Source organism: Lentzea indica (assembly GCF_012184385.1).
In the GTDB taxonomy this organism is placed as follows: Bacteria; Actinomycetota; Actinomycetes; order Mycobacteriales; family Pseudonocardiaceae; genus Lentzea; species Lentzea indica.
Genome location: NZ_VSRL01000010.1, coordinates 19986 through 38955 on the forward strand (window position 1 = coordinate 19986; position 18970 = coordinate 38955).

The 18970-nt window shown below is 68.4% G+C and carries 8 protein-coding genes; 3 read left to right on the forward strand and 5 right to left on the reverse strand.

The genetic code is table 11. From position 1 onward, the window contains the following. Position 1 precedes the first annotated feature (1 nt). Both FXN61_RS04690 and FXN61_RS04695 read right to left on the reverse strand, forming a co-directional pair. The gene (locus FXN61_RS04690; protein ID WP_167970581.1) at positions 2-1057 is read right to left on the reverse strand and encodes a DegT/DnrJ/EryC1/StrS family aminotransferase; all 1056 of its coding nucleotides are present in this window, start codon (positions 1055-1057) and stop codon (positions 2-4) included. 7 nt (positions 1058-1064) lie between these two features. Then, the gene (locus FXN61_RS04695; RefSeq protein WP_167970583.1) at positions 1065-2453 is read right to left on the reverse strand and encodes a glycosyltransferase; all 1389 of its coding nucleotides are present in this window, start codon (positions 2451-2453) and stop codon (positions 1065-1067) included. Between the two features lie 300 nt (positions 2454-2753). Here FXN61_RS04695 and FXN61_RS04700 point away from each other — a divergent pair, with 300 nt between their 5' ends. Next, the gene (locus tag FXN61_RS04700; RefSeq protein ID WP_167970585.1) at positions 2754-5498 is read left to right on the forward strand and encodes a helix-turn-helix transcriptional regulator; all 2745 of its coding nucleotides are present in this window, start codon (positions 2754-2756) and stop codon (positions 5496-5498) included. An 87-nt stretch (positions 5499-5585) separates the two neighbouring features. Then, positions 5586-6884, forward strand: a complete 1299-nt coding sequence (locus FXN61_RS04705; RefSeq protein WP_167970587.1) for an HNH endonuclease signature motif containing protein — start codon at positions 5586-5588, stop codon at positions 6882-6884. A gap of 29 nt (positions 6885-6913) precedes the next feature. On the opposite strand, the gene mhpA is transcribed toward FXN61_RS04705, so the two are convergent. From mhpA to FXN61_RS04720, 3 genes are read right to left on the reverse strand one after another with little or no spacing between them, the layout of a single operon-like run. Next, positions 6914-8536 (reverse strand): bifunctional 3-(3-hydroxy-phenyl)propionate/3-hydroxycinnamic acid hydroxylase MhpA, encoded by a 1623-nt coding sequence (gene mhpA / locus FXN61_RS04710; protein WP_167970589.1) that lies wholly within the window; start codon positions 8534-8536, stop codon positions 6914-6916. 33 nt (positions 8537-8569) lie between these two features. Continuing rightward, complete coding sequence (locus FXN61_RS04715) at positions 8570-9778, reverse strand: 3-deoxy-7-phosphoheptulonate synthase (protein ID WP_167970591.1); 1209 nt, start codon at positions 9776-9778, stop codon at positions 8570-8572. 35 nt (positions 9779-9813) lie between these two features. Further along, positions 9814-10836 carry an FkbO/Hyg5 family chorismatase gene (locus FXN61_RS04720; protein WP_167970593.1) on the reverse strand — a complete coding sequence of 341 codons (1023 nt, stop codon included), beginning with the start codon at positions 10834-10836 and terminating at the stop codon, positions 9814-9816. Positions 10837-11103: 267 nt separating this feature from the next. Between FXN61_RS04720 and FXN61_RS50080 the strand changes: the two genes are divergently transcribed. Then, on the forward strand, positions 11104-18897 hold the full coding sequence (locus tag FXN61_RS50080) for a type I polyketide synthase (RefSeq protein WP_188134681.1): 7794 nt from the start codon (positions 11104-11106) through the stop codon (positions 18895-18897). Positions 18898-18970: the final 73 nt, after the last annotated feature.

Here is an 18970-nt window from a genome sequence, read left to right on the forward strand (position 1 = left end):
TTCATACCTCGTAGAACTGGCGGACTTGCCCCACGATGTGGTCCTGGTCGTCTTCGGTCAGCTCGGCGTGGGTGGGGAGGTACAACCCGTCCTCGGCGAACCGGTTCGCGTTCAGCGCCGGCCACACGGGGTCGAGATAGCCGGGCTGCCTGCTCATCGGCTTGAAGAAGAGGCGGGTCTCGATCCCCTTCTCGGCGAGGAACCTCATGAGCTCCTCACGGCGCTCCGCGCGCAGGTCGTACATCCACAACACGTCACGCGGCGGCATGAGGGTGACTCCATCGATGCCTCGAAGGCCCTCGTCATACCGCTTCTCGATCTGTGCGCGCGTTGCGATGATCTCGTCGAGGCGTTCGGTCTGCGCGAGCGCGACCGCGGCCTGCAGGTTGGTCATCCGGAAGTTGTACGCGAGCTTCTTGTGCAGGAAGCTGTGGTCTCGCGTGAAGGCCATACCGCGCAGGTGTGCCATCTGCCGCGCCAGGTGCGGGTCGTTGGTGACGCAGACACCGCCCTCACCGGATGTGATGATCTTGTTGGCGAACAGCGAGAACGCCGCGATGTCACCGGTCGGCTTGACTCCGTGCGCCTCGGCCGAGTCCTCGACCACGCGCAGGTTGTACTCGTAGGCGAGCTCGAGGATCGGCTCCATGTCGCACTGCCGGCCGTAGACGTGCACCGGCATGATGACCTTGGTGCGCGGGGTGATCTTCTCCTCGATCAACGTGACGTCGATGTTCAGATCGTCCGCGCAGTCCACGAATACGGGCGTCGCACCGGTGTAGGTCACGGCCCACGCCGAGGCGATCATCGTGAACTCGGGCACGATCACCTCGTCACCGGGCCCGACGCCCAGCGCGCGCAACGCGAGTGTCAGCGCTGTAGTGCCGGACGAGCAGGCGACGCCGTACCGGACGTTGTTGTAGGCGGCGAAAGCTTCTTCGAACTGGGGCACGTACGGGCCCTGCGAAGAGATCCAGCCGTCCGTCACGGCCTTCGTCGTGTACTCGAGCTCGTTGCCGCGCAACGAAGGCATCGACACGGGGAATCGGTAGCTCATCGTCAACTCACTTCGATGCCGTCGAGTTCTGGGCCAGTGCGGGCAAGGAGAGGATCAGATCGGCGGCCGCCTTGCGGCCACCGGCGGCGTGCTGGAGCGCGGCGAGACGTTCGGCGTTCTCGCGGAACCCCGGGTCGTCCAGGACGCGAGTGAGCTTGTCCACGACGTCCCGCGGGTCGACGGTGTGCGGCTTGTCCAGCGTCAGCCCGACACCGAAGCTCGTGGCCCGCACGGCCTGGTCGTAGCAGTCGACCCACAGGGGCCGTGACACCATCGGCTTGCCGAAGTAAATGCTTTCGGTGTACGCGTTTCCGCCCGCATGCGTGAAGAACAGCTTGACGCTCGGATGTGCCAGCACGTCCAGCTGCGACGGCACCCACGTCTCGATGCGCAGGTTGCCCGGTAGCTCGCCGGGCAGGAACTTCTGCTGGTCGCGCGGCAGCTTCCACAGGATCGAGTGCTTGCCCTCCATGCTGCGGGCGACCTGCACGAAGGCCTCGACCTGGTCGCGGGTCAGCCGCGTGATCGTGCCGAAACCCACGTACACCACGGACTTCTGCGCGTCCAGCCACTCACCGAGTTCACCGGGCTCTGCCTGGGGGAGTGGTGGCACCAGCGCGCCGACCGTGCGGATCTTCTCGGGGATGTCGAACTCGTAGTCCATCTCCGGGATCGAGTAGCACAGGACCAGCTCCGACTTCTCGACCCGCGCGAACTGGCCGCGTGCGTCGGGGGAGATGCCGAGCTCCGCGACGACCTTCTCGTTCTGCGCGTTGCGTTCCTTGTTCTGCCGTGAGAACGCCATCGCGAGCGTGCGCCACCCGAAGAGCTTGTTGGCCCAGCGCTGTTTCCAGGACATGTCGGCGGGAAGGCCGGTGTGGGGGCGCGGGAAGTCCTTCGGCGTGTAGGACGGGCCGATCGGCACCGCGGACGTCACCAGGTTCGACGCCACGAACGGGTTGCTGATCACGTACGGAACACCTTTGGTGATGGCGACCTCGTAGCCGAACATGCACATCGACTCGACGACCATCAGCGCCGGCCGGATCTGCTCGACCGCTTCGGAGAGCTTGCGGTACTTGGGGATCCGCAGCTCTGGCCGATGTGTCTGTTCGATGACGGCCTTGCGCGCCTTGAACCGCGATCGCTGCGTCACCTTCGCGTAGACGTCGTCCGGCCACGTGACCGACGACATCTCCGGAATCACGTCACCCAGCGAGATGAACTCTATCGGCGAGCCGACCGCCGCCGCCTCGACCTCCTCGCGGCCCTTGTCGTCGGTGGCGAACCACAGGTTCTCGACACCGCGGCGCGACAGTTCCTCCGCTAGCACGAGCATGGGGTTCAGCAGGCCGCTTTCCGGCAGACTGACGAACAGGATCGGCCGCTGGCTCATGGATTTCACCCTTCGGGCTGGCGCCCAACAAGGAAATGACGTTGTGGCGACGAGCCTGCCGGACGGCGCGGGGGTGTGTCCCGGGGTGCCAGTGTTCTCCAGAAGAAGCCCTAGTGTTGGAAAGCACCGCAAGTCCAGGCGAACACCTAGAACTGGCGCGTATCGATTTCATGAGGACGTGGTCGCCTGCGACCCTCGACGTCGACTCGTCATGCCCGCGATCCTGGGGGACGCGGTGGTGCCTCAACAGCACACACCGCGCTGCGGCACGGCGGCTTTCCTGGCGAGAGGCACATCATCATGACCGGGACGTCCGACAACAGCATCACCAAGGCGAGGCTCGCGGGCCTGATCGAGCGCGACGACCAGTGGGCCACCTTGGAAGCACTGTTGACGGACTCCCTGTCAGGATCTGGAAGGGTCGCGCTGCTCACGGGTCCTGTCGCGAGCGGGAAAACCGAGCTGCTGCACGCCTTCGGTGAGGCTTCGGGCGTCAACTTCGTGAAGGCGACGTGCTCGGCGTTCGAGCGCGACCTGCCTTTCGGTGTGGTGGGCCAGATCTTCCACCCGCTGGACGCCCCGGCCGAGGTGGGCGAGCTGCTCGACGCCGCCACCCGTTCCGCCGACGGACCTGCTGCCCGGCAGTTGCACGCGCTGTGCATCGCGTTGCTGGACTTGACCGCCGAGTCGCCGTTGGTGATCGGCATCGACGACGTTCAGCACGCGGATTCCTCCTCGTTGCACTGGCTTCTCTACCTGATCCGACGGCTGGGGCAGGCCAAGGTGCTGCTGATGCTGAGCGAGACCGCGTCGCCGCGCGCCGCTCACACGCCGTTGCACACCGAACTGTTGCGGCACCCGCACTGCCGCGATGTCCAGCTGACACCGCTGAGTGCGTTGGACGAGCTGTTCGAGATGCCGCTGCACGCCGAGGGCGCGATGTCGCTGTCCGGGGGCAACCCGTTGCTGGTCCGCTCGTTGCTCGACGACCAGAGGCTGTGCAAGCCGCGCGACGACGGTGGTCTCGTCATCGGCCCCAGCTATCGGCGCGCGCTGGTCAGCTGCCTGCACCGCTGTGACCACCACGTTCTGCCTGTTGCGCGGGCTTTGGCGGTGACCGGCGAGAACGCGACGCGCGAATCGTTGGGACGCCTTGCCCGCGCCGATGCCGAGACCGTCGCGTCCGCGCTGGACGTGATGAACGAGGCAGGGCTGTTGTGCGACGGGTGGTTCCGTGACCCGGCCGCTCGCGGTGCCGTGCTGGACGATCTGTCCACTCAGGACCGCAAGGAGATGTACCTCGGGGCTGCCTTGCTGCTGCACGACGAGGGCGCGCCGGCCACCGAGGTCGCTCCTTACCTGGTGATGGCCGACCACTCCGAGAACCCCTGGATGGTTCCGGTCTTCGAGGAGGCCGCCGAGCACGCGTTGCGCGACGAGCAGATCGACACGGCGTTGCGGTACGTGGAGCTGGCGCATCGGGCTTGCGTCGAGGTGCACGGGCGGGCGGCGATCGCGGCGAAGCTCGTGCGGGTGGAGTGGCGGGTCAACCCGTCTGCCGCCGGGCGCAGGCTGGCCACGGTGGTGCCGGCGATGCGAGCCGGGCAGCTCTCCGACCGCGACGTGACGTCGCTGGTGCAGCCGATGCTGTGGAACTGCCAGGTCGACGAGGCCACCGAGGCGATGGAGCGGGTCCGGCGTACTGCGGCGTCGAGCGCAGGGCTGCGCGCGATGGAGCTGTGGCTGGCCTGCTCGCACCCGACGCTGGCACGGCGGCCCCAGTCCGAGCCGGTGAAGACCCGGATGGTGAGCCTGACGTCCGGGCCGATGCTCAAGGCGGTCAGCGCTTTGGCGAACGTGCTGACGTACGGCCCCAACGACTCTTCCGCGACCGATGCCGAGCACGTCCTGCAGGCCGCGCGGCCTTCCGACAGCGGGTCGTGGGGGCCGGAGTCGGCGATGCTGGCGTTGCAGGCGCTGGTGTACGCGGACCGGCTCGACGTGGCGGCGCAGTGGTGCGACAAGCTGCTGGAGGAGGCACGGGCCAAGAACCTCGCGGTGGCACGGGCGTTCTTCTCGTGCGTGCGGGCCGAGGTGTCGTTGCGGCGCGGTGACCTGACCACGGCTTTTGAGCACGCGCAGAACGCCTTGGACTTCATGCCCGCCGGCGGATGGGGTGTGGCGCTGGGGATGCCGCTGGGGATTCTGATCAACGCCGCCACCAAGATGGGGCGGCACGAGGACGCTGCCTCGTTCCTCGAACAGCCGGTACCCGAGGCGATGTTCCAATCGCGGTACGGGTTGCACTACCTCTACGCGCGCGGGCACCACTACCTGGCCACGACTCGCCACTACGCGGCTCTCGCGGACTTCCTTTCGTGCGGCGAGCTCATGACCTCCTGGGGTGTGGATCAGCCGGGGGTGGTTCCTTGGCGCACGGCGGCCGCGGAGGCCTGGTTGCTGCACGGGGCGAACCGTGACGAGGCCAAGCGGTTGATCAACGAGCAGCTGGCTCGGCTGGGACCGGACGCTTCTCGTACCCGTGGCGTCGCGTTGAGGCTCCTGGCCGCGACGAACCAACCCCACAACCGGCCGCAGCTGCTGCAGGACGCGGTGGTGATTCTGGAGGAGTACGGGGACCAGTACGAGCTGGCTCGTGCGCTGGCTGATCTTTCCAAGGCGCATCAGGCTTTGCGGGAACATCGGCGGGCTTGGACCGTGGCTCGCCGTGCTTGGCACGTGGCCAACGTGTGCGACGCAGCCGAGTTGTGCGAGGAGCTGCTGCCTTCGCGTGGCAAGGCCGACGCCGAGGACGCGCAGGCGGAGGAGAAGCCGGTGGATCCCATAGCCACGCTCACGGATGCAGAGCGCCGGGTCGCCGCTCTGGCGGCTGTCGGGTATACGAACCGGGAGATCGCGTCGAAGCTGTACATCACGCCTTCGACGATCGAGCAGCACCTGACCAGGGTGTACCGGAAGCTGAAAGTCAAGTACCGCAAGGACTTGCCGGCCGATCTGCACTCCTACCTGCCGAGCACGGCGTGATAGTCCACCGAGGACTCCGAGCCTTTCACTCGATCGTGTTCGCCCTCGGCCGTTATCAAACCGTGATCTTGCGGTAGCGTCGAACACGTGAGCGAACCCGACCTGTGTCTCCTGTCCACCGACGAGCTGCTGAGCAGCGTCGTCGACGAGGTCGTGGAGATCCGGGTTCGCGAGCACGCGGTGCTGCAGAAGATCGCGGAGCTGGACCGCCGTGGCGCGGCGGACGAGCTGGGCTACAAAGATCTGCCGCAGGTCTTGCGGCACGCGGTCCGCTGGGACCTGAGGACGGCCCGCCAATGGCTCGCGAACGCCCACGCGCTCAGCCACGACATCACGCCGACCGGCAGCGTGCTGGAGCCCGATCTGCCCGTGACGGCCGCGGCCGTCGCCGAAGGCACGCTCTCAGCCGACCACATCGCCGCTGTCGCCGAGGTGATGAAGAAGCTCCCCGCTGAAGCCGAAGCCCCGGTGGTGGAGTTCGCGCGGGCCCACGAGCCGAGCGCCGTCCGCTCCTTCGGCAAGGAACTGGCCTACCGCCTGTACCAGGACGATCCCGAGCCCTCCGACCAGGAGCCCGCGCCGCCGGTGAACCAGCACGTGATGCGCTGGAAGGGCGAGCACCTCGAGATCTGGGCCAAGCTGGACAGGATCACCGGCGCGAAGTACGAGGCGCTGATCGACCCGCTGGCCAAGCCTCGCCCGGAGACGCCAGAGGAAGGCCCAGATCTCCGCTCGCGCTCCGAACGCGAAGGTGACGCGCTCGCCGAGCTCGTCGACCTGGTGCTGCGCGCCGACCAGCTGCCCGAGCACGGCGGCGAACCGGTCAGCCTCACCCTCACGATGCGCTACGAAGACCTGGTGAACCAGGCAGGTCAGGCGATGCTCGACAACCGGGAGCGCATCCCCGCCGCGGACGCCCGCCAGCTCGCCTGCAACGCGGGCGTCATCCCCCTCGTCCTGGGCGAACGCTCCCAGCCGCTGGACATCGGCCGCAAGGCCAGAACCTTCCCGGCCGCGATCCGCCGAGTGCTGGTGGCCCGCGACCAGGGTTGCGCCTTCCCCGGCTGTGACCGCCCGCCCAAACACTGCGACGCCCACCACGTCAGGTTCTGGTCCAACGGTGGCGGCACCTCCGTCGACAACGCCGTGCTGTTGTGCCGCAACCACCACCGCCTGATCCACCACAGCACGTGGGAAGTCAGGATGGTGCACGGCCTGCCGCGCTTCTACCCACCGGGCTGGCTCGACCCGGACCGCGCCGCCCGCCGCAACGTTCTCCACGCGTTCGAGGACACCGAACCCACGGCGGAGCGCGACGGGAGCGCAGACCCGCTGACCGTCGGCTGGGTGGTGCCGCCGCCACGCCCTGCCCCAGTCCTGGTCTAGCGCGACCGGGGGTGGAGCTCCCGCTGCTGTCAGAGCAGCGGGAGCTGACCCCTGAGCTCGTTCACCAGCGCGGGCAGATCCGCCCGGTCCTTCGCGAACCCGAACACGTAGTAGTCCGGCCGGACCAGCGCCGCGACTTTCCTGTGCCCGGCCAGCCAAGGCAGGTAGAGCCGCTCGACGTCCACCACCTCGTGCGCCCGAGCGATCTTCGGAGGAATCCCGGCCGGCATCACCCGCACCAGGTGCGTCCCGAGCGTCTTCAGGAACTCGAGCTCGTCCTCACCCAGAGCCTCGTACGGGTCCAGCGTGGTGATGAGCTGCCACCCACGCCCCACGACGTCGTCGAACCGGTCCCGCACGGCACCACGCGCGACAACACCCTGGGGCGACAACTCGCCATCCGGCAGCAAGATCCCATCAGCGCCACACCGGACAACGCCGTCCTCCAGCGCATAGGCGGAAGGCGCGAGGTCGACGCCTTCGGGCTTGGACTGCATGGCGATCAGGAACGCGTCCCGCCGCGCCGCGGCGACGGGGTCCAGCTCCGACACGATCTTGCCCACCTCGATCGACATCTCGATCGTGTGCCGCACCTGCAGAGCACGCTCCGCCTGGTACGCGTCCAGCAACGCGTCAGAAGCCATGTCCCGCAGCACGAGGTCGAGCTTCCACGCCAGGTTCGTCGCGTCACGGATGCCGGAGCACATGCCCTGCCCGGCGAACGGCGGCATCAGGTGCGCGGAGTCGCCGGCCAGCAAGAGTCGTCCGTTGCGCCACTTGTCCGCCATCGCCGCCTGGAACGTGTACACGATGTTCCGCGTCAGGTCGGCGTTCGCGGGAGTCACGTCATAGGGCGCGAGCAGCTCCCACATGCGCTCCACAGTGGACATCTCTTCGATCGACTCACCCGGCAGCCTCATGAACTCCCACCGCCGGTGCCCGCGACCGGAAGCGACGATCGTCGTGGGCCGCGCAGGATCGCACACCTGCACGTCGTTCGGCCTGAACGCCCGCTTCTCGTGGAAGACGACGTCGACCAGCAACCAGTCGTGCTTGAAGTCGAGGTCGATCATCCGCGTGCCCATGACGTCGCGCACGAAGCTGTTCGCGCCATCGCACCCGACGACCCAGGAGGCCGTCACGTCACCGGCGACATCAGAACCGGACGCGGTCAGCGACACGTGCGAGCCGTGGTCGGCGATCGTCTCCACCTTGTGCCCGAACAATGTCGTGATGTTCGGCAGGGACGCGACGTGCTCGCGCAGAGCACGTTCGAACGTCGGCTGGTGCATCACGGTGGCGATCGGCCAGCCGTCACGTCCGGGCTCGTAGGGGGCCTCGAACGAGAACAGCTCCCGGCCCTCGGCGTTCTGGAACATGTACTGGCCCAGGGGTTCCCCGAGCTCCATCAGGTCGGCGCCGATGCCGGCCGACGCGAACGAGCGCGCGGTCTCGCCGTCGAACGCGACGACGCGCGGGAACGGGTACTGACCGCGGTACTTCTCCAGGATGACGACCCGCCATCCCTTGTGGGCCAGGAGGATGGACAGAACGAGGCCGACCGGGCCGCAGCCGACCACCGCCACGTCCGCCGCAACGGACTCTGGGGTGGTGTCGGCTGCGGCCGGGCCGGCCGGCTGCGGTGACGTCATCTGTTTCCCTGTCTGGGTTACATCTTCTGGGAGTCAGAAAACCGAGTCGATCACTCCGAGCGCCTGTTCGGGGTTCAGCCGGGGGTCGCAGAGGGTCTCGTAGCGCTCGGAGAGAGCCTTCTCGTCGGGGACAGGCCCGCCGACGCACTCCGTCACGTCGGTCGCGGCCACTTCCAGGTGCAAACCGGCCGCGTGTGCGCCCTCGGTCTCCAGGATGTGCCGGAACGCCGTGGCCTCCTCGATGATATGGGCGACATGTCGAGTCTTTCGCCCAGATTCGGCCGTGACCGTGTTGCCGTGCATGGGGTCCGAGATCCAGACGACGGGGTGGCCGGCGCGCCGCACCGCGCGGACGATCGGAGGCAGGGCGATGTGGACGTCCTCGCGCCCCATGCGGATGATCAAGGTCAACCGGCCGGGCGTGTGGTGCGGGTCGAGCAGCTGGCACAACCTCACGACCGTGTCCGGGTCCGCGGTCGGGCCGACCTTGACGCCGATCGGGTTCGCGATCGCGGCGAACATCGAGACGTGCGCGTGGTCGAGCTGGCGGGTGCGCTCACCGATCCACGGGAAGTGCGTCGAGGTGAGGAACTGCTCCCCGGTGCGGTCGTCCGTGCGAATGAGCGCGTTCTCGTAATCCAGCACCAATGCCTCGTGAGCTACCCACGGGCCACCGGACAGTTCCTCGGCACTTCCCGTCCAATGGGCGCGCACTTCTCGGACAACGGCGGCCGAGGCGTCGTAGGCCTGCAGCATTCGCTCGGGGTCGTGCCGGCGGGCGAAAATGTCGTTCTCGAACGAATTGACCAGCTCGCCACGGAAGGACGGCAGATCGACCCCGTCGACAGTTTCGAAGTTGCTCGAACGAGGCTTCGCGTACTGGCCCGCCATCCGTCCGAAACGTGCCACCTCCTGGCCGGTCCGTTCCGCCAGTCGGGCGGCGACGCGCTGCACGTTCCGCACCTTTCGGGAAGTTGTCAGCGGGTCGGCGTCGGAAAAGGTCTCCGCGCAGTCGCCGAGCTGCAGGACGCGCGCCTCACCGAGTGCGGCCAGGCCGAGTGCTCGCTTCGCCTCGCGAATTTCGGAATGTGCGACCAGGGGCAGCGCGCCGGACAGTTCTGCTTCGATCAGGTCGTAGTCGGGGTGGTGGTGCCAGTGGGGCTGCTGCGTGGCGGGCAACGTCATCCACGGGGCTGCGGTCTGCGTGTACGTGAACTCCGTCAGCTTCACCGTCTGAGGCATTGTTCTCGCTCCTGGTTCTGGTTCGGCTGGACGATTCAGGCGACGATGCCCTCGATCTCCACGAGGAGATCGGCACGGCAGACGTCGACGTTCAGGTACTGGACTCGGGCGTTCGGGGAGAAACGCTCTTCGCACATCTTCCGCACGGCCGGGATGTCGGAACGGTGACGGACGTAGACCTTGATGTTGTCGAGGTTCAGCAAGGAATTGCCCTGCGTGATCTCGTAGTCCGCCAGGTTCTCGTCGGAAATGAGGTGCTCGATGTTGTCCAGCGACAGCTCGACCTGCTTCACGATGTCGCCGTCGTGCAGCGTCTCGTGCCCGCGGATGCTGGCGGTGCCCGCCACGTAGAGCTGCCCTGACCTGCGGTCGGTGTGCGTGGCGGCGAGGTAGGTGGCCCGCGCGAACTTGGGCGGGCGCGGGCCGTACTGCCTCGGGTAGTGGTAGGCGGCCATCTGCTTGGAGTTCTCCACCGAGGTGAGCGCGGCGGAGCGGGAGGCGAGGAAGTAGAACGCGATCCCGCCGCCCTGCGAGCCGATTCCGGTCGCGCTCGGCACCTCCTTGTCGCCGAAGTGGAAGAGCTCGAACGCCTCCGCGCGGCCCTTGCAGAAGTCCCGGTAGATCTCCAGGCCCTCGGTGTTGTCGGCGTTGATGTCGTTGATGAAGTTCCACATGCGGAAGCAGTTCTTGTAACCGAGCGTGTCCATCAGGTCCAGCGCGGCGACGTACGCGGCGCGGGTGTCCTCGGTGTAGCGGCCCGTCGGGGCGATCCGGCCGGCGACGAGCAGGTACTCCCCGTCGTGGGCGTAAACGGCACCGTGGTGCTCGCCCGTCTCGACAGGGCGAGCGGTCGTCCACACCTCCGCGAATGCTTCGCTGTCGGTGGCTGCCATGTGCAGGTCGAGCCTCAGCTGGCCATTCTCGACGCGCGGGTCGGTGCACTCGGTGGTGTAGTTGATGACTCCGAGAACGTTTCCGGTCGCCGCGATCTCGCTGACTTCGGTCAGGCCGGTGAACACCGAGCTGGGAAGGTTCACCGTCTGCTGCGCCTGAGTCATTGGAATGCCCCTCCGAGGAGTAGGTAAAACATTTGGCGGAGTTGAACCGTGTATTTGTTCGAGCTTCTCTTCCGGGCCGGTGATCAAAGATTAGCACCGGGCGAGCTCCGCAAAACTCCTCCGCCAGGGGAAAGCACTTTCGGGCGGGATGATAGGGGGGTCCTAGGGGGGTGCTAGGGGATTTCCTACTTACTGGACCGATGAGGCCGAGGCTAGCATCGCTCGAGGTGCAAGCCACCCCGCCAGTAAATAGGGAGCGCCGTCGGGATGTTTCGAACCGAGCTGATCCGGCCGTTGTCCGAGCTGCTGCGATACCACGCCGCGAACGCGCCGGAGAAGGTCGCGTTCGCGGACTCACGCCGCGCGGTCACGTACGCGGAACTGGAGCGGCGGACCTGGCGGCTCGGCGGGCACCTCGCCGAACTGCGGCTGCAGCCGGGTGACCGGGCGCTGATCTTCCTCGGCAACGGCGTTGACATCATCGAGAGCTACCTCGGTGTCACGCGCGCGAACGCGGTCGCGGTGCCGTTCAACCCGCACTCAGCCGACGCCGAGCTCGCTTATGTGCTGGACGACAGCGGCGCCCGCGTCGTGATCACCGACTTCGCGCACCTCGACCAGGTCCGCAAGCTGCTGCCGGGCCGTCCCTATCTCAAGGTGGTCGTCAGCGGCGACGAACCGCTCCCGCGCGGCAACTCCGTTGTGTCGTACCAAGACCTGACGACGCGAGGCCCCGCGAACCCCGCGCGCGACGACCAGGGCTTGGACGACGTGGCGTTCATGCTCTACACCTCAGGCACCACCGGCAAACCGAAGGGCGTGCTGTCGACCCAGCGCAGCTGCCTGTGGTCGGTCGCCGCCTGCTACGCCCCGGTCATCGGCCTGCACCACGACGACAAGGTGTTGTGGCCCTTGCCGTTGCACCACTCCCTCGCGCACGTGCTGTGCGTCGTCGGGGTCACCGCGGTCGGCGCCAGTGCTCGCATCCTCGACGGGTTCGCGGCCGACGAAGTGCTGACCGCGCTGGAAGGTGACGACTACACGTTCATGTGCGGTGTTCCCGCCATGTACCACCATCTTCTCGAAGTCGCGCGCACGCGGGAGGTCTCGTCGAGCGCCCTGACCCGTTGTCTCACCGCGGGTTCCGCGTGCCCGCCTGCGTTGCGCGTCGAGTTCGAGGCCCTGTTCGGTGTCGCGCTGCTCGATGGCTACGGCAGCACCGAGACGTGCGGCCTGATCGCGGTGAACTGGGCGCACGGCACCAGGGTTCCGGGTTCGTGCGGTCTGCCGGTGCCTGGTCTCGCGGTGCGGCTGGTCGACCCGGACACCGGTGTCGACGTCGACGCGGAGGCCGAGGGTGAGGTGTGGGTGCGCGGCCCGAGCCTCATGGCGGGCTACCACAACCAGCCGGAGACCACGGCCCAGGCGATGCCGAACGGCTGGTACCGCACCGGTGACCTGGCCAAGCGCGACCGCTACGGCTACGTCACGATCACCGGCCGCGTCAAGGAGCTCATCATCCGCGGCGGCGAGAACATCCACCCCGGCGAGGTGGAGGAGGTGCTGCTCAAGGTGCCCGGCGTCGCCGACGCCGCGGTCGTCGGCAAGCCGCACGACATCCTCGGCGAGGTGCCGATCGCGTTCGTCGTGCCCGGCAAGCAGGGTCTCGATCCCGTGCGTCTGTACGACGCTTGCCGCGAGCAGCTCTCGAACTTCAAGGTCCCGGAAGAGCTGTACGAGATCGACCACATCCCGCGCACGACCTCGGGCAAGATCACGCGGCACGTGCTGCTCGACCGCCCCGCCCGGCTGCGCGCGGCGAGCGGCGGGCAGCACGAGTCGTTGCTGCGCATGGACTGGGCCCCGATGCCGTCGGTCCGCACCACCAGCCTGGAGCTGGCGAAGCGCTGGGCGGTCGTGGGCCCGGACATGTTCGGCCTCACCGCTTCTCTTGTGTCGGCAGGCGTTCACGTCGCCACCTACCCCGACGCGGCCGCGCTGCACGTGTCCGTTGTGGACGGAGAGCCCGCGCCGGACGTGGCGGTGCTGTGCTGCCCCGACGACATGGACACCGGCGGCAAGCTCACGACGGCCGCGCAGGAGGCGTTGCGCAAGGTCGGCGGTGTGCTGCGGACGTGGGTGAACGACGACTGGCTGGCGCAGTCCCGGCTCGTTGTGCTGACGCGTGGCGCTGTCGCGGCCGGTGTCGAGGACGTGCGCGACCTCGTGCACGCGCCGGTGTGGGGCTTGCTGCGGTCGCTGCAGGTGGAGTCCCCCGGCCGTTTCACACTGATCGACATCGACGACCTCGCGCCGTCCGCGGGTGTGCTGCCGCTCGCGGTCGCCGCCGGCGAACCACAGCTCGCGATCCGATCCGGCATCGCGCTGATGCCCCGGCTCAAACGCGTGTCGGCGTCGGTCGACAGCGACGAGGTGCTGCGCATCGACCCCAAGCGCACGGTCGTCGTGACCGGCGCGGACGGCACCATGGGCGCGGCGCTGACCAGGCATCTCGTCGCCGCGTACGGGGCACGGCACCTGCTGCTGATCAGCCCGCGCGGCCGCACCGACGAGGCGACGGCGCAACTCGAGTCGGAGCTGTCGGAGCTGGGCGCGCGGGTTGCGGTCGCCGCTTGCGACGTGGCGGACCGCGCCGCACTGGCTGAGGTGCTGGGCAAGCTGAAGAGGCCGATCACCGCGGTCATCCACGGCGAGGGTGAGCACCCGGCGAAACCGTCGTCGAACCTGCCCCGCTCCGACGTGTTCCGGTCTGTTGTGGACGGTGCGGTGAACCTGCACCAGCTCACCAAGAACGGCGACGTCACCGCGTTCGTCATGCTCTGCACGGTCGCCGGTGCCCTCGGACTGGTCGGCTCCGGTGAGCAGGCCGCGGCCAACTCGTTCCTGGACGCGCTGGCCCGCTACCGTCGCAGGCGCGAGCTGGCCGCGACGTTCCTCGCGGTCGGGTCGACGGACGCGCCGACGACGGCGTCGCGGGTGGGTGAGCTGTCGACCCACGAGTTCACCGCGATGTTCGACGTCGCGAGCTCCGCCGGCCTGGCGCAGGCCGTGATCATGCGGATCAACAGTGCTGCCTTGAGAGAACAGACGTCGTCGACCGAGGTGCCGGCGTTGCTGCGCGGCCTGATCGACGTGTCCGCGCGACTGGCGTCCCCCGACGAGCGCGACCTGGCGGCGTTGCGGCAGAGGCTGGTCGCGATGTCGACGGAGGAGCAGGACATCTTCCTGCTCAACCTCGTGCGCACCGAGGTCGCGGGCGTGCTCGGGCTGACCGGCGCGGAACGGGCGGAGTCGAAGAAGACGTTCCGCGAGCTCGGTCTGACCTCGGTGACAGCGGTCGACCTGCGCAACAGGCTGACCGCGGCGACGGGCCTGCACCTGTCCGCGCCGGTCGCGTTCGACTACCCGACTCCGGTGGTTCTGGCACGGCATCTGCGGGCCGAGTTGCTGGGTGAGCGCGCTGCCCTTGTGCCGTTGGAAGCCGTGCGGGCGGTACCGGACGAGCCGATCGCGATCGTCGGCATGGCCTGCCGCTATCCCGGCGGTGTGTCGTCGCCGGAGGACCTGTGGCGGCTGGTGACGTCGGGTGCCGACGTGGTGTCGCCGTTCCCGGCGGACCGCAACTGGGACCTGGAGAAGCTGTTCGACGGCGCCTCGCACACGCGCTCGGGTGGTTTCCTGTACGACGCCGCGGAGTTCGACGCCGAGTTCTTCGGGATCTCGCCGCGCGAGGCGCTGGCGATGGACCCGCAGCAGCGGTTGCTGCTGGAGGTGTCGTGGGAGGCGCTCGAACGGGCGGGCATCGACCCGGTGTCGTTGCGCGGCACGAACGGCGGTGTGTTCGCCGGCGTGATGTACCACGACTACGGCGCAGGGCTGCTGGACGCGCCCGCCGGCACCGAGGGCTACTGGACCACCGGCACGGCGGGCAGTGTCGTTTCCGGCCGCGTCGCCTACACCCTGGGTCTGCAGGGCCCGGCGGTCACCGTCGACACGGCCTGCTCGTCGTCGCTGGTGGCGCTGCACTGGGCGGCGCAGTCGCTGAGGTCGGGGGAGTCGTCGATCGCGCTGGCGGGCGGCGTGACGATCATGTCGACGCCGCAGACGTTCGTGGAGTTCTCCCGGCAGGGCGGACTGGCCGCGGACGGCCGCTGCAAGGCGTTCTCGGATTCCGCTGACGGCACTGGGTGGTCAGAAGGTGCCGGTCTCGTGGTCCTGGAACGGCTGTCGGACGCGCGGCGGAACGGGCACACCGTTCTGGCTGTCCTGCGCGGCTCGGCGATCAACCAGGACGGTGCGTCGAACGGATTGACCGCGCCGAACGGCCCGTCGCAGCAGCGAGTCATCCGGCAAGCGCTTGCGTCCGCCGGTCTGTCCACTTCGGACGTCGACGCGGTCGAGGCGCACGGCACGGGTACGACGCTGGGCGACCCGATCGAGGCGCAGGCGTTGCTCGCGACCTACGGGCAGGACCGCTCGGTTCCGCTGTGGCTGGGGTCGGTGAAGTCGAACCTCGGCCACACGCAGGCCGCCGCGGGTGTCGCGGGCGTGATCAAGATGGTGATGGCGTTGCGGCACGGCGTTCTGCCGCGCACGTTGCACGTGACTGAGCCTTCGAGGCACGTGGAGTGGGGGACTGGTCGTGTCGAGCTGCTGACGTCCGACCAGCCGTGGCCTTCGGTTTCGCGTGAACGACGTGCTGCCGTGTCGGGGTTCGGTGTGTCCGGCACGAACGCACACGTGATCTTGGAGGAGGCGCCTGAGGTCGAGGTGAAGCCGGAGGAGCCGTCCACGGTGCTCTCGGTCGTGCCATGGGTGGTTTCCGCGAAGACGTCCGCTGCTCTGGACGCGCAGCTGGAGCGGTTGCGCTCGGTGAACGCCCCCGCTCTGGACGTGGCGGCATCACTGGTGTCGGCACGGGCGCAGCTGGAGAACCGCGCCGTCGTCGTGGACGGCACGGAGATCACGCGCGGTGTCGCCTCCGAGCGGCCGCTGGCCGTGCTGTTCTCCGGGCAGGGCTCGCAGCGGCTCGGCATGGGACGTGAGCTGTACGAGCGGTTCCCCGTGTTCGCCTCGGCGTTCGACGCGGTGCTGGAGCACCTGGACGTCTCGCTGCGGGAGGTGATGTGGGGCCACGACGTCGACGCGCTGAACGCGACCCGGTACACGCAGCCGGCGTTGTTCGCCATCGAGGTGGCGCTGTTCCGGCTGGCCGCGTCCTTCGGTGTGCGGCCGGACTTCGTGGGCGGCCACTCGATCGGTGAGATCGTCGCCGCCCACGTGGCCGGGGTGTTCTCGCTGGAGGACGCCTGCCGGTTGATGGACGCGCGGTCGCGGCTGATGCAGGCACTGCCTTCAGGCGGGGCGATGGTCGCGCTGCAGGCGACCGAGGAGGAAGTGCTGCCGCTGCTCGGTCCGGACGTCTCAGTGGCCGCGGTGAACGGGCCCCGTTCGGTCGTCGTCGCGGGCACCGAGGATGCCGTGGCGGCGGTCGTGGACCGGTTCGCGGACCGCAAGACTAAGCGTCTCACGGTCAGCCATGCGTTTCACTCGCCCTTGATGAACCCGATGCTGGACGACTTCCGCGCGGTCGTCGAGGGACTGTCGTTCTCCGAGCCGCAGATCCCGGTCGTGTCGAACGTGACCGGGCAGCTGGCCGTGCGCGACCAGCTGACGTCGCCGGAGTACTGGGTGCGGCACGTGTGTGAGGCAGTGCGGTTCTCCGACGGCGTGCGGGCGTTGGGGCGTCAGGGTGTGTCGGCGTTCCTGGAGCTCGGTCCCGATGGCGTGCTGTCGGCGCTGGTGGCGGAGATGACCGAGACCGGTGCGGTGCCGCTGGACACCGCTGTCGTGGCGATGCTGCGCCGTGAACGGCCAGAGGAGGCTTCCGCGGTGTCGGCGTTGGCGCGCCTGCACGTCGCGGGCGTCCCGGTCGACTGGACCGTGCTGTTCGAGGGCGCCGGAGCGGTGCGCGTCGACCTGCCGACCTATGCGTTCCAGCGTTCCCGGTTCTGGCCGGAGCCCGAGGTCGCGGCAGGCAAGGCCGATCCGCTGGACGCGGCGTTCTGGCAGCTGGTGGAGAACGACGAGCTGGCCTCCGTGCTGGATCTCGATCCCGAGGTGGCGGCAGCCGTTGTCCCCGCTTTGTCCTCGTGGCGAACACGGCAGCGTTCGCAGTCCGTTGTGGACTCTTGGCGGTTCAGGGAGTCGTGGCACCGGCTGTCGATGTCCGGTGCGTTCACCGGGTCCTGGCTGGTCGTCGTACCGCCGGGGAAGTGGGACACGTGGACACGGGACGTCGTGGAGATCCTCGGCGGGGTCGCGGTGTCCCCGGACGAGATCGCTTCGCTGGCCGGTCGAGAGTTCACGGGCGTCGCGTCGCTGCTCGGTGTCGCGGACGACTCGGGCGACGTGCCCTACCCGTTGGCCGGGACCCTGGAGCTGCTGCGGGCACTGGAGGGAGTCGAGGCTCCGTTGTGGACGGTGACGCGCGGCGCCGTGTCGACCGGGCACGGCGACATCGTGACGTCGCCGGTGCAGGCCGCGTTGTGGGGCATGGGCCGGGTCGCCGCGCTCGAGATGCCGCGCCGGTGGGGTGGACTGATCGACCTGCCTGGCGGCGTGGACAACCAGATCGCGCAGGGTCTGCAGGCCGCGTTGACGAACTCCCTGGGAGAGGACCAGATCGCGGTGCGCGGCAACGGTGTGTTCGCCCGTCGCCTCGTGCCGGCGCCGCGTGGTGAGCACGGCGAGGACTGGACGCCGTCCGGCACAGTCTTGATCACCGGCGGCACCGGTGCGCTGGGCGGGTTCGTGGCTCGTTCCGTTGCCGCGCGTGGTGCCTCGCACATCGTGCTGACCTCGCGCCGTGGCCCGATGACACCGGGGATCGAGCACCTGGTCGCCCAGCTCGAAGGGTTCGGCGCCGAGGTCTCGGTCGAGGCCTGCGACGTCGCCGACCGCGCTGCTTTGGAAGAGCTGCTGGAACGTTTCCCGGATCTGACCGCCGTGGTCCACTGCGCCGGTGTTGACAGCGGCGACGCTCCGTTGGCCGAGTTGTCCGCTGATCAGCTGGGGGAGTTGTTGCGCGCCAAGATGGTGTCGGCGCGGAACCTGCACGAGCTGACCGGGAATCTCGACGCGTTCGTGCTGTTCTCGTCGGGCGCGGCGGCGTGGGGCAGTGGAGGCCAGCCCGCGTACTCGACCGCGAACGCGTATCTGGACGGCCTGGCGCAGTTCCGCCGCGGTCAGGGTCTGGTGGCGACGTCCGTGCAGTGGGGCGCGTGGGCGGAGGCCGGCATGGCGGCCGATCCGGAGGCCTACGACCAGCTGCGCCGCCACGGCGTGCTGCCGATGGACCCTGAGCTGGCGCTGACGGCATTGGTGCAGGCGGTGTCGGACGGCGAAACGGTTCTGACCGTCACGAACACCGACTGGGCTCGATTCGCGCCGGGCTTCACCGCGTCACGTCCGTCGCCGTTGTTCTCCGCGATTCCCGAGGTCGCCGCGGCCTTGTCCTCGGAGGCTGACGCTTCCGGCGCCGAGATCGCGTTGCAGGAGAAGCTCGCCGGCCTCTCCGAGGCCGACCGGTCGCGTGTGCTGCTGGACCTGGTGCGTTTTGAGGCTGCCGCTGTGCTCGGCTATTCCGGCGTCGAGTCGATCCACGCGGAGAAGGCGTTCCGCGACCAGGGTTTCGACTCGCTGACCGCCGTGGAGATGCGCGACCGCTTGAAGGCCGCGACCGGCCTGCCCGTGCCGTCCGCGCTGGTCTTCGACCACCCGACGCCGCGCCTGGTCGCCGAGCACCTGCTCGCCGGCCTGTCCTCGTCGGCCGACGGTTCCGTTCTGGCCGAGCTGGCCCGCTTCGAGACCGCGCTGGTTTCCTCCTCGGCCGACGATCACGACGCCATCCGCGATCGCCTGGAGAAGCTGCTCGGGCGCCTGAAGAAGCCTGTGTCCACTTCGGACGAAGACATCCGCAACGTCTCCGTCGAGGACCTCCTGAACATCATCGACGACGAGTTGCTCGACCTCTCGTAGTAGCAGTGTTGCCCGCACGAAATGAGGACGGACCAGTGCAGGAAGAGCAGCAGGACAAGGTTGCCGACTACCT